6 protein-coding genes and 1 tRNA gene are annotated in these 12,415 nt (G+C 71.5%); 2 read left to right on the top strand and 5 right to left on the bottom strand.

The genetic code is table 11. The features are described 5' to 3' along the window. Positions 1–20 precede the first annotated feature (20 nt). The 4 genes from OCS65_RS18585 to OCS65_RS18570 form a co-directional block, all read right to left on the bottom strand. A complete protein-coding gene (locus tag OCS65_RS18585; protein WP_029542990.1) occupies positions 21–407 on the bottom strand; it encodes a DUF3817 domain-containing protein in 387 nt (128 codons plus the stop codon). Further along, positions 404–823: a hypothetical protein gene (locus OCS65_RS18580; RefSeq protein ID WP_006937553.1), complete on the bottom strand. Its 420-nt coding sequence runs from the start codon at positions 821–823 to the stop codon at positions 404–406. The genes OCS65_RS18585 and OCS65_RS18580 overlap by 4 nt, the downstream gene beginning before the upstream one ends. Positions 824–891: 68 nt before the next feature. After that, positions 892–976 (bottom strand) — tRNA-Leu (locus tag OCS65_RS18575). Between the two features lie 47 nt (positions 977–1,023). Then, positions 1,024–1,506 (bottom strand): HNH endonuclease signature motif containing protein, encoded by a 483-nt coding sequence (locus OCS65_RS18570; RefSeq protein ID WP_080688517.1) that lies wholly within the window; start codon positions 1,504–1,506, stop codon positions 1,024–1,026. A 406-nt stretch (positions 1,507–1,912) separates the two neighbouring features. On the opposite strand from OCS65_RS18570, the gene OCS65_RS18565 reads away from it, so the two are divergent. Further along, positions 1,913–11,167 carry a type I polyketide synthase gene (locus OCS65_RS18565; protein WP_231771711.1) on the top strand — a complete coding sequence of 3,085 codons (9,255 nt, stop codon included), beginning with the start codon at positions 1,913–1,915 and terminating at the stop codon, positions 11,165–11,167. Positions 11,168–11,207: 40 nt separating this feature from the next. Beyond that, positions 11,208–11,609, top strand: coding sequence for a holo-ACP synthase AcpS (gene acpS, locus OCS65_RS18560; RefSeq protein WP_006937559.1), 402 nt, complete (start codon positions 11,208–11,210; stop codon positions 11,607–11,609). A gap of 22 nt (positions 11,610–11,631) precedes the next feature. On the opposite strand, the gene OCS65_RS18555 is transcribed toward acpS, so the two are convergent. Further along, the gene (locus OCS65_RS18555; protein WP_373566480.1) at positions 11,632–12,405 is read right to left on the bottom strand and encodes a TetR/AcrR family transcriptional regulator; all 774 of its coding nucleotides are present in this window, start codon (positions 12,403–12,405) and stop codon (positions 11,632–11,634) included. Positions 12,406–12,415 lie beyond the last annotated feature (10 nt).

The following is a 12,415-nucleotide window of genomic DNA, read 5'->3' as shown; positions in this document are numbered from 1 at the left end:
CGCGCCGATCGGCCGGCCGGTCAGACGCCGAAGTCGGCCTTGACCTGCTTCGTGCGCTGGTGCTCGACGAAGAACGACAGGAACGGGATCGTGCCGGCGAGGAGGGTGCCGATCGTGCGGCCCGCGGGCCAGCGCACCTTGATCGCCAGGTCGAGCGTGAGCACCAGATACACCGCGTAGACCCAGCCGTGGACCACGGCGATCCAGCCGGGGACGTTCTCGACCTTCAGGATGTACTTCGCGACCATCTCGCCGGTGAGCACGAGCAGCCACACGCCGGTGATCCAGGCGAGCGCGCGGTACCGCGTCAGGGCCGAGGCAATCTTCTTCCGGTCGGCCTCCGGACGGGACTGCGGCGCGGTCGAACCGCTCGTCTGGTCGGGTGCCTGCTCGGGGGTCGTGCTCACTGAGCGCTCCTATCGGACCTGCGCGCAAGCTGCGCGAGGTAATCGTTGTACTCCAGCATCTGCCGAGCCTCCGGGTCGTCCGGATCGACGGCCGCGTTCGGATCGAGCCCAGTGCGGGGCCGCTGGGGGAGGAGATCCTCGGGGATCTCGGTGGGTTCCTTCGGTTCCGACGCGCGCGGTGCACCCGTGGCCTGGCTCTCGGCGTCCTCGGTCTCGAGTTTCACGAACCGGCGGTAGGCGTAGACGCAGAAGAAGGCGAAGGCGGGCCACTGCAGGGCGTAGCCGAGGTTCTGGAACGTGCCGCCCACGGCCTCGAACCGTGTCCATTGCCAGAAACCCAGACCGAGACAGCCGGCCGCGGCGACCGCCACCAGTACGACGAGGGCAAGGCGACGCGGCGGACGGTTCTCGGACACGTCATCAAAAGTACCCGAGCGGCCCCTCGACCTGCCAAGAGCGGTCGGGGGCCGTGGGCGAGGTCACGTGGTGCGCGAGGGGGGACTTGAACCCCCACGTCCGAAGACACGGCGTTCTAAGCGCCGCGCGTCTGCCTGTTCCGCCACTCGCGCTTACCAGCGTCACCATACGCGACTACATCCGTCCTTCCTCGCTCGACCTATCGGGCGCCAAAGCGTTTTCTCGCGGCCCAGGTCGGGGTTTGGCTGTGGCAGTTGGGGCACAGGAAGCGGATGTTCTCCGGACGGGAATCATTCGGATTCCCATCGATGTGGTCGACATGGAGCGTTATCGGGTAGTCGCACCATTCAGTGCCGATGCCACACCCCTCGCACTTGTAGGGACGACCGGACTCGATGAGGGCGCGGCGAAGCAGATTCGGTCTCTGTCGGGGAGCGCCGGTCGGTTTGCAGACAAGCACCTCCCTCCATGCGAGACGGTTCAGGGCATGACTGCCCTTGGTGTGCGCCGATCCGGTGAAGTGCGACGTGTCGATGCCCAGCCGTTTGATCCGGCGACTGAGGTGATGGTGCGAACCCCCGCTCGGCACCAGGCCCAAGTAGCGCATGACCCCCGCAACGCTCGTCGAGTTTCGGACCGCATCCTCGAGGACTTCCCGTGTGTACTTCGTCGACCGTCCCATCATCCCCCCTGGATCGAATGTATGTTCGATGCGCGGGACTGTATCGGACGGCGCCGACAAATTGCCGAAAGTGCCCTCATGCACGCGTTTCGCGGTCAGTCAAGATGGTAACGATTGTGTAACGATAAACCTGAGGGATTCCTCAGGTTGATGGACGTCCATGTAGCCGCGCAGCCTGCGCGGACTCTCCCTACCAACCGGTCACTTCTCCGACCTCCTGTGAGTGATCTCACGTGCCCCTTCGGGGGAGGTAACCCGCGCGGAACAAAACATGAGGAACCCCTCATGATTTTGTGTCACTCTTGGGTAGCCCGAACGAGCAGATCAGAGCCCATCAGAACGCCAACGGCGGCGCGGGCGGCCACGAGACCACGCCCTTGCGGTGTTCAGGAGAGGAACTACACGCGTGACGATCGACGAGACCACACCAGCCGACAACGGACGGAACTCGAAGGCATCACGACGCGCCAGTGACCGGGGCAACGCCCCCGCTTCCCGTAAGGGCGCGCTGGTCGACAAGCTCCTCGCCGGGGAGCCCTACGCACTCGCCTTCGGTGGTCAGGGCGCTCCCTGGCTCAGCTCCCTCGAAGAACTCAGCCGCGACAACGGGCTCGAGCCGGTCCTGACCGAACTGGTCAACGAGGCCACCGCGCTGCTCGCGCCCGTCGCACACGACCTCGTCGTCGTGCGCCCGAGCGGCTTCGACCCCATCGCCTGGATGCTCGAGCAGGAGGTCGCCGACGAGGACGAGACGCCCGTCTCCGGCCCCTCCGAGTCCACGCTGACTTCCGCCGCGGTCTCGCTGCCCGGCGTGTTCCTGACCCAGGTGGCCGCGCTGCGCGCGCTGGCGAACCAGGGCCTCGACGTGACCGCCCAGGCCCCGGCCGCCGTGATCGGCCACTCGCAGGGCGTGCTGGCCGTCGCGGCCACCGAGGCCGCCGGCGCCAAGGACGGGCAGATCCTCGCGATCGCCCAGCTCATCGGTGCCGCCGCCACCCTCGTCGGCCGTCGCCGCGGCATCATCGCCGGCGCCGAGCGCTTCCCGATGCTCGCGGTCGCGAACGTCGACCCCGAGCGCCTGCGCGCCGTCGTCGCCGAGGTCTTCGCCGACCAGGACCCGCAGCGCTCCGCGGTCGTCGCCATCCGCAACGCCCGCCGCCGCGTCGTGCTGTCCGGCCCGCCGGCCGCCCTGGCTCGCGTGCAGCAGCGCTGCGAGGAGATCTCCGCCGCGGAGACCCGCGAGCGTGAGGCGAAGAAGCGCGGCGGTGCCGTGTTCGCCCCGACCTTCGAGCCGGTCTCCGCCGAGATCGGTTTCCACCACCCCGCTCTCGCCGACGCGGTCGAGCAGGTCGCCGACTGGGCCGCCCGCTGCGGCCTGGACGCGGACCTCGCCCGCTCGCTGGCGCAGGAAGTGCTCGTCGACCCGGTCGACTGGGTCGCCCTCGTCGACGACGCCGTCGCGGCCGGCGCCTCGTGGATCCTGGACATGGGTCCCGGTGAGCTGCTGACCCGTATGACCAGCTCGGGCCTGCGTGGCCAGGGTGTGGGCATCATCGCGGCCGCCACCCGCGGCGGTCAGCGCAACCTGCTGACCCCGGGCGCGGAGCCCGAGGTGCCGCAGCCGTGGTCCGCGTTCGCGCCGAAGCCGGTCACCCTGCCCGACGGCCGCCAGGGCGTCGAGACGGCGTTCACGCGCCTGACCGGCCGCTCCCCGATCCTGCTGGCCGGCATGACGCCGACCACCGTCGATCCGAAGATCGTCGCCGCGGCAGCCAACGCCGGCCACTGGGCCGAGCTCGCCGGCGGCGGCCAGGTCACCGAGCAGATCTTCGCCGACCACGTCGAGGAACTGAAGGGGCTGCTCGAGCCGGGCCGCGCCGTGCAGTTCAACTCGATGTTCCTCGACCCGTACCTGTGGAAGCTGCACGTGGGTGGCAAGCGGCTGGTGCCGCGGGCCCGCGCCGCGGGCGCGCCGTTCGACGGCGTGGTCGTCACCGCCGGCATCCCCGAGCTCGAGGAAGCCGTCTCGATCATCGAGGAGTTGACCGAGGCCGGCATCAGCTACGTCGCCTTCAAGCCGGGCACCGTGGCGCAGATCCGCTCGGTGATCCGCATCGCGAACGAGGTGCCGAACTACCCGGTCATCGTCCACATCGAGGGCGGCCGCGCCGGTGGCCACCACTCGTGGGAGGACCTCGACGATCTGCTGCTCGCCACCTACGCCGAGCTGCGCACCCGCTCCAACCTGGTGCTGTGCGTCGGTGGTGGCATCGGCACCCCCGAGCGGGCCGCCGACTACCTGACCGGCCGCTGGTCCACCGCCCACGGCTTCCCGGCGATGCCGCTCGACGGCATCCTCGTCGGCACCGCGGCGATGGCGACGCTCGAGGCGACCACGTCGCCCGAGGTCAAGCGGATGCTCGTCGAGACCCCCGGCACCCCCGACTGGGTCGGCGCCGGCACCGCCTCCGGCGGCATGGCCTCCGGCCGTAGCCAGCTGGGCGCGGACATCCACGAGATCGACAACGCCGCGTCCCGCACGGGCCGCCTGCTCGACGAGGTCGCGGGCGACGCCGAGGCCGTGGCCGCGCGCCGCGACGAGATCATCGCCGCGCTCGACGTCACCGCGAAGCCGTACTTCGGCGACGTCGCCGAGATGACCTACGGGCAGTGGCTCGCCCGCTACCTGGAGCTGGCCGTCGGCTCGCAGGAGGTGGCCGACGCGGCCGAGAACCCGTGGATCGACGTCACCTGGCGTGAGCGCTTCCACGAGATGCTGCAGCGCGCCGAGTCCCGCCTGCACCCGGCCGACCGTGGCCCGATCCCGACGCTGTTCGCCGACGACGCGGCCCTCGACCGGCCGTACGCGGCGCTGGCCGCGCTGACCGAGCAGTTCCCGGACGCCGACTCGGTGGTCCTGCACCCGGCCGACGTTCCGTTCTTCGTCTCGCTGTGCCGCACCCCGGGCAAGCCGGTGAACTTCGTCCCGGTCGTCGACCAGGACGTGCGTCGCTGGTGGCGGTCCGACTCCCTGTGGCAGGCCCACGATCCGCGCTACAGCGCCGATCAGGTCTGCATCATCCCGGGCACCGTCGCCGTCGCGGGCATCACCCGCGCCGACGAGCCCGTCGGTGAGCTGCTCGACCGCTTCGAGAAGGCCGCGGTCGACGAGCTGATCGCGGCCGGCATCGAGCCGGTGCAGATCGCGGCCCGCCGCCACCAGGACCTCGCGGCCGGCCTGCTCGACGCCGTGCTGTCGGCTCCGGACGTCAACTGGGCCGGCCGGCAGACCGTCAACCCGGTGCACCGCCTCGGTGACCTGGACGAGTGGTCCGTCGAGTCCGACACCGCCGCCGTGCACGGCGCGACGGGCGCCACGCTGAGCGTTCTCGACGCCGAGCACGTGGGCCTGACGGTGCCGCTCGCCAGCGACAAGACCGTCGAGATCCGCCTCACGGTGCCCGCCACCGTGCACACCGGTGGCGCCCCGGTCGTCACCGCGGACGACGCGTCGGCGTCGATGTCGGCGCTGCTCGGTGTCGCCGCGGGGCAGGAGCTGCCCGCGGTGAAGAAGGGCGCGGCCCGCATCACCCTCGGCTGGCTGCCGGAGAAGATCGCCGACCACGCCGGTGTCACCGGTTCGGGACTGCCGCTGAACCTGACCCCGAGCGGCCACGGTGTGCCCGACGTCCTGGTCGGCGCGTGCTGGCCGGCGGTGTTCGCCGCGCTCGGCGCCGCGCAGACCGACGACAGCCTGTCGGTGATCGAGGGCATGCTCGACCTGGTCCATCTCGACCACGCCGTCGACGTGAAGGACGGTCTGCCGACCGATCCGTCGATCCTGGGCGTCAAGGCCGAGGCACGGGACGTGGCCGACACCGACCTCGGCCGGGTCGTCGAGGTGCACGTCGAGATCACCGCCGACAACGGCAACGGCTCGGGTGACACCACGGTCGCCACCCTGATCGAGCGGTTCGCGATCCGTGGCCGCACCGGCAAGGCCGAGCTGGCCGATCCGGTCCGTGCCGGCGGTGCCGTGAGCGAGGACGCGGTGGAGACCCCGCGTCGCCGCCGCCGCGACGCCGTGATCGTCGCCCCGATCGACATGAGCGCCTTCGCGCGGGTGTCGGGCGACCACAACCCGATCCACACCTCGGACAACGCCGCCCTCCTGGCCGGCCTGGGCACCCCGATCGTGCACGGCATGTGGCTGTCCGCCGCCGCCCAGCAGGTCGTCACCGCCCTCGAGGCCGACGCCAAGCTGCCGGCCCGCCGCCTGACGGCGTGGACCGCCCGGTTCCTCGGCATGGTGCGTCCGGGTGCGCAGATCGACGTGCGCGTCGACCGCATCGCGACCGACCGTGGCGCCGAGATCGTCGAGGTGAGCTGCCGCGTGGACGGGGACCTGGTGATGGTCGCCACCGGCCGCACCGCCGCCCCGCGCACGGTGTACGCGTTCCCCGGCCAGGGCATCCAGCGGCCCGGCATGGGCCTGGACGCCCGCGCCCGCTCGAAGGCCGCCCGGGAGATCTGGGATCGCGCCGACAAGCACACCCGCAAGGCCCTGGGCTTCTCCATCCTTGCCGTGGTGCGCGACAACCCGACCGTCCTCAAGGCCCGCGGCGTCACCCACAAGCACCCGGACGGCGTGCTGCACCTGACCCAGTTCACGCAGGTCGCGATGGCGACCCTGGGTGTCGCCCAGATCGCGGAACTGCGTGAGGCCGGCGCCTTCGTCGAGGGTGCGCTCCTGGCCGGCCACTCGGTGGGCGAGTACAACGCGCTCGCCGCGGTCGCCGGGGTGCTGCCGCTCGAGGCGGTGCTCGAGGTGGTCTTCAGCCGCGGGTCGGCGATGCACGCCCTCGTGCCGCGCGACGAGCAGGGCCGTTCGAACTACCGCATGGCCGCGATCCGGCCGTCGCAGTTCGGTGTCGCCGACGCCGATCTCGAGGCGTTCGTCGCCGGGGTCGCCGAGGAGACCGGGGAGTTCCTGCAGATCGTCAACCTGAACCTGCGCGGCTCGCAGTACGCGATTGCCGGTACGGTCGCCGGTCTCGAGGCCCTCGAGTCCGTGATCGAGCGCAAGGTCGCCGAGTTCGGGGGCAAGCGTGCGTTCATCCTGGTCCCGGGCATCGACGTGCCGTTCCACTCGACCGTCCTGCGCGGCGGCGTGGACGACTTCCGGGAGCGCCTGCTGAACCTGCTGCCCGAGCAGATCGATCCCGACATCCTCATCGGCCGCTACATCCCGAACCTGGTGCCCAAGCCGTTCAACCTGGGCCGGGAGTTCGTCCAGGAGATCGCGGACCTGGTGCCGTCGGAGCCGCTGGCTGAGGTCCTCGCGGACTTCGACACCTGGGCGGCCGACCCCTCGAAGCTGTGCCGCGTGGTGCTCGCCGAGCTCCTCGCGTGGCAGTTCGCGTCCCCGGTCCGCTGGATCGAGACGCAGGATCTGCTGTTCGCCGACGAGGCCGACGGTGGCCTGGGTGTCGAGCGGTTCGTCGAGGTCGGCCTCGGCGCCGCCCCCACGGTGGCGAACCTGGCGTCGCAGACGCTGAAGCTGCCGGGCCGCTTCGGGCAGCCGGTCGAGGTGCTCAACATCGAGCGCGAGGCCTCGATCGTGTACTCCACGGACGTCGATCCGGCGCCGGTGGAGGACGACGAGCCGGCCTCGGCCGACGCTTCCGCTGCCGCTCCGGCCGCGGCCGCCGCTCCGGCCGCCGCGCCCGCAGCTCCCGCGGGTGGTCCGCGTCCGGACGACATCGCGTTCAAGGCCGCCGACGCCACGAAGGTGCTCATCGCCCTGTGGACGAAGCTGCGCCCGGATCAGATCGGTCCCGCCGACACGATCGAGGCGCTGTGCGACGGCGTGTCCTCGCGGCGCAACCAGCTGCTCGTCGACCTCGGCTCGGAGCTGTCGCTCGGTGCCATCGACGGTGCGGCCGACGCCGACATGGGCGCGCTCGCCGGCACGGTCGATCGCCTGGCCCGCACCTACCGGCCCTTCGGTCCGGTGCTGTCGGACTCGATCAACGACCACCTGCGCAAGGTGTTCGGCCCGTCGGGCAAGCGTCCCGCCTACGTCGCCGACCGGGTCACCAAGGTGTGGGGTCTCGGCGAGGGCTGGGCGTCGCACGTGACCGCGGAGGTCGCGCTGGGCAGCCGGGACGGTTCGTCCGTCCGCGGCGGTGCGCTCGGCGGCCTCTCCGACGGCGCGCTGTCCGACGGTGCCGCCGTCGACAAGCTGATCGACGCGGCCGTGCAGTCGGTCGCCGGCCGCCGCGGTGTCGCGGTGTCGATGCCGTCCGCCGGTGGCGGTGGCGGTGCCACCGTCGACGCTGCCGCGCTCGGCGAGTTCGCCGAGGGCATCACCGGCTCGAACGGTGTGCTCGCCAAGACCGCCCGACTGATCCTGTCCGAGCTGGGCCTGGCCGACGCGGCCTCGGACCTCGCGGACAAGGCGGACACCGAGCTGGTCGACCTGGTCTCGGCGGAGCTCGGCTCCGACTGGCCGCGGCTGGTCGCACCGGCGTTCGACGCCCGCAAGGCCGTGCTGATCGACGACCGGTGGGCGACGGCCCGCGAGGACCTGGCTCGCATCTGGCTCGGTGCCGAGATCGGCGCGGAGCGGTTCGCCGGTGCGGGTGCCACGGTCGCCGCGCACGCCGCGTTCTGGGCGGGCAAGGCCACCGAGGCCGGCCGCACGGAGCTCGCGCAGGTCTTCGACGCCGTCGCGACGGCCGCCCGGCAGACCGGCGACGCCGAGTACGCGGGCGAGGTCGCCGTGGTCACCGGCGCCAGCAAGGGCGGGATCGCGGCCGCGGTCGCGGCGAAGCTGCTCGCCGGCGGCGCCACGGTCGTGGTCACCACGTCGAGCCTGAACGACAGCCGCCTCGGCTTCTACAAGGAGCTGTATGCGCGCAACGCACGCTCCGGTGCGGCGCTGTGGGTGGTCCCGGCCAACATGGCGTCCTACGCCGACGTCGACGCCCTGGTGACGTGGCTCGGCACCGAAACCGTGGAGACCGCGGGCGGCGCCAAGAAGCTGATCAAGGAGGCCCTGACCCCGACGCTGCTGTTCCCGTTCGCCGCGCCGCGCGTGTCCGGGTCGATGACCGACGCCGGTGCCCGCGCCGAGATGGAGATGCGGGTCCTGCTGTGGTCGGTGGAGCGCCTGATCGCGGGCCTGGCCGACATCGGCTCCGACCGTGACGTGGACACCCACCTGCACGTCGTGCTGCCGGGTTCGCCGAACCGCGGCAAGTTCGGCGGCGACGGCGCCTACGGCGAGGCGAAGGCCGCGCTCGACGCGATCGTCAACCGCTGGCACGCCGAGCGCATCTGGGCCGAGCGGGTCACCCTCGCCCACGCCCTCATCGGGTGGGTGCGCGGCACGGGCCTGATGGGCGGCAACGATCCGCTGGTGGAGGCCGCCGAGGCCGCCGGTGTGCGGACCTGGTCGACCGACGAGATGGCCGTCGAGCTGCTGAAGCTCGTCACCGCCGGCTCCAAGGAGGCCGCCGCGGTCGAGCCGCTGGTGGCGGACCTGACCGGGGGTCTGTCGGAGGCCGACATCGACCTGCCGGCCCTGGCCAAGCAGGCGCAGGAGGAGGCCGAGGCCGCGAAGGACGCCGCGGCGGAGCCCGAGCACGCGACGATCGCGGCGCTGCCCGCACCGCCGCGCCTGGACGCGACGCTGCCGGCACCGGAGTGGAACACGCTCGACGTCGACCCCGCCGATCTGGTGGTCATCGTCGGCGCCGGCGAGCTCGGCCCCTACGGGTCGGCCCGTACCCGCTTCGAGATGGAGGTCGACGAGGAGCTGTCGGCCGCCGGTGTGCTCGAGCTGGCGTGGGCCACCGGCCTGGTGGCGTGGGAGAACGATCCCAAGCCGGGCTGGTACGACGCGGAGACCGGCGAGCTGGTGCCCGAGGCGGAGATCGCCGACCGGTACCACGACGCGGTGGTCGAGCGCTGCGGCATCCGCCGCTACGCCGACGACGGCGCGATGGTCGACAACGCGGCGCCGCTGCTGACCTCGGTGTTCCTGGACAAGGACCTGTCGTTCGTGGTGGGTTCCGAGGCCGAGGCCCGCGCGTTCGTCGACGCCGACCCGGAGAACACCGTCGCGCACTCGGTTCCGGACAGCGGTGACTGGACCGTCACCCGCAAGGCCGGCACCGAGATCCGGGTGCCCCGCAAGATGAACCTGACCCGCACGGTCGGCGGCCAGATCCCGACCGGGTTCGACGTCACCAAGTGGGGCATCCCCGCCGACATGGCCGAGTCCGTGGACCGGGTGGGCCTGTGGAACATCGTGACCACGGTCGACGCGTTCCTCTCCAGCGGTTTCACCCCGTCGGAGCTGATGCGCTGGGTGCACCCCTCGTACGTGGCGAACACCCAGGGCACCGGCATGGGCGGCATGACCTCGATGCGGTCGCTGTACATCGACACGCTGCTCGGCGAGTCCCGCGCGAACGACATCCTGCAGGAGGCCCTGCCGAACGTCATCGCCGCGCACGTGGTGCAGTCGTACGTCGGTGGCTACGGCGCGATGGTGCATCCGGTGGCGGCGTGCGCGACGGCCGCGGTGTCGGTCGAGGAGGGCGTCGACAAGATCAAGCTGGGCAAGGCGCAGCTGGTCGTCGCCGGCGGCTTCGACGACCTCGGCATCGAGGGCATCGTCGGGTTCGGTGACATGTCGGCCACCGCGAAGTCGGACGACATGACGGCCAAGGGCATCAGCGATCGCCGGTTCTCCCGGGCCAACGATCGCCGGCGCGGCGGTTTCGTCGAGTCCGCCGGTGGCGGCACGGTCCTGCTCGCCCGCGGCGACCTGGCGCTGGAGATGGGCCTGCCCGTCCTCGGTGTGGTCGCGTGGGCCGGGTCCTTCGCCGACGGCGTGCACACCTCGATCCCGGCTCCGGGCATCGGTGCCCTCGGCGCCGGTCGCGGCGGGCTCGAGTCGGGCCTGGCGCGGGAGCTGCGCAAGCTCGGTGTCACCGCCGACGACATCGCGGTGATCTCCAAGCACGACACCTCCACGGCGGCCAACGACCCGAACGAGGCGGAGCTGCACGAGCGTCTGGCCGGATCGCTGGGCCGCAGCGAGGGCGCGCCGATGTTCGTGGTGTCGCAGAAGTCGCTGACCGGTCACGCCAAGGGCGGCGCGGCGGCGTTCCAGCTGATCGGCCTGTGCCAGGTCCTCAGCCAGGGCGTCGTCCCGCCGAACCGCAGCCTGGACTGCGTCGACGACAAGATGGCCGAGTTCGAGCACCTGGTGTGGCCGCGCACCCCGCTGCGTTTCGGCGAGCGGTACGCGCTCAAGGCCGGTCTGCTGACCAGCCTCGGGTTCGGTCACGTGTCGGGGCTGATCGCGGTGGTCCACCCGCAGGCGTTCGTCGAGGCGATCCCGGCGGAGCGCCGGGAGGCCTACGTGGAGCAGGCTCAGGCCCGCGCCGTCGCCGGTAAGCGCCGCCTCGCGGAGGCGATGACCGGGGGTGCGGCCCTGTACCAGCGGCCCGCCGACCGTCGCTTCGGTGGGGACTCGGTGCCGGCCAAGGCGGCACGCCAGCTCGAGGCCGACGTGCTGCTCTCGCCGGAGGCACGACTGGGTGACGGCGACGTGTACCGTTCGGGTCTGCCCGGCTGCAAGTAGCCGCCGGCCGCACGGTCACAGAGAGCGGGTCACGGGACGGATGGGAGTTGCGGGGATCGGGTTCGACCTGGTCACGGTGTCGGAGTTCGAGGAACAGCTGGGCCGGGCAGGCACGGCGATGCTCTCGAACTTCACCCCGGGCGAGCGTCGCGACGCGAACACCCGCAGCTCCCGTCCGGGCCGGCACTTCGCCGCCCGGTGGGCGGCGAAGGAGGCGCTGATCAAGGCGTGGTCGGCGTCGCTGTTCGGCAGCCCACCGGTGCTGCCGGAGACCGTGCACCGGCAGATCGAGGTGGTCTCCGACGCGTGGGGCCGACCCGGGATCCGGCTGCACGGCGACGTCGCCGAGCACCTGACCGGGGTGCGGATCCACGTCTCGCTCACCCACGACGGAGACATGGCCGGCGCGTTCGTCGTGCTCGAGGACGACCCGCAGGCGTAGGAGTCTGCGGGAGAATTCCGCGTCAGGCGGGGGAGGCGTGCGTCTCCTCCGCCTGACGCGTTTCCACCTGGCCGTCGTCCTCCGGGACCGGCCGCTCGGTCTCCTCCGCCCGGGCGGCGGCCTCACGGCGCCTGCGCCGCTTGGCGCTGGTGCGTGACTCCTTCTCCGCCACCATCAGATACGCACCCATCAGCCGCTTGAGCTCGACGACCGCGTCGGCGTGGCTCTGGTCGTCCTGCACGGAGAAGTTCAGCATCGAGTAGACGACGTGCACGAGCACCTCGGCCATCAGCGTGCGACGCTCGCGCGGGGTGTCGGGCATGAGCGGAGCCAGCATCCGCGCGATCTGCTCGGCGAACTCCTTCTCGTGGATCGCGCCGGTCGCCCGGGTCGACGGGGTGGACTGCATCGCGAGCCACACCTCCCGCCGCGAGGGGTCCGACATCCACAGCCCGGCGAGATGGTCGACGAAGGCATTGAGGAACCGCAGCCAGTCCACGGAGGGGATGACGCCGTCGAACTTGGCGAGCTCGTCCTGCACACCCACCAGGTCCTGCCGGTTCAGTTCACACACGATGACGTACTTGTTGGCGAAGAACTGGTAGAGGGTTCCGATGGGGACATCGGCACGGGCAGCCACCTCTTCGCAGGTGAACGACTCGAAGCCGACCTCGGTGAGCAGTTCGCGGGACGCGGCGAGCAGCGCGTCGAACTTGCGCCGGCTGCGCTCCTGCGTCGGGCGACGGCGCGGCACGAGTTCCTGGGGCGCCGCCTGGACCTCCAGCGCCGGATCGATACGGCGTGGG

Origin of the sequence: Rhodococcus aetherivorans (genome assembly GCF_025722975.1) — a bacterium.
In the GTDB taxonomy this organism is placed as follows: domain Bacteria; phylum Actinomycetota; class Actinomycetes; order Mycobacteriales; family Mycobacteriaceae; genus Rhodococcus; species Rhodococcus aetherivorans.
This window is presented reverse-complemented; position numbering and strand designations above follow the sequence as displayed.

What these genes read in the sequence shown, in the direction of transcription:
- OCS65_RS18570 (WP_080688517.1), bottom strand. Translation starts at nt 1,506, where the DNA reads ATGGGACGGTCGACGAAGTACACACGGGAAGTCCTCGAGGATGCGGTC.
- acpS (WP_006937559.1), top strand. Translation starts at nt 11,208, where the DNA reads ATGGGAGTTGCGGGGATCGGGTTCGACCTGGTCACGGTGTCGGAGTTC.